Source organism: Tamlana crocina (genome assembly GCF_012037625.1).
The window spans coordinates 1-251 of the sequence record NZ_JAAVJS010000940.1 but is presented as its reverse complement, the minus strand read 5'-3'; the positions used below and the strand labels follow the sequence as shown (position 1 = coordinate 251).

1 pseudogene is annotated in these 251 nt (G+C 35.9%); it reads right to left on the bottom strand.

The window, feature by feature from the left end:
- A pseudogene (locus HC176_RS19585) lies at positions 1–123 on the bottom strand (transposase); the annotation flags it as partial.
- Positions 124–251 lie beyond the last annotated feature (128 nt).

Here is a 251-nt window from a genome sequence, read left to right as displayed (position 1 = left end):
ATGCGCCATAGCAATCAGCCCTATTTCTACATTTACCTTATCAATTCCCCTTAACATAAAGCGTTTAAAGTTCATATTTTGTTTTATGTTTCCAAAAACAGCCTCAACATCCCAACAACGTTGTTTTGGAGTTGCTACCTTTACTCGGACATAAAATTTAAGACCGTTTGTTACAAAACAAATATCTTAGAAACATGAAAAAACGATATTACAGCCCCGAATTAAAGGAACAGGCGGTTCGCTTAAGCTAC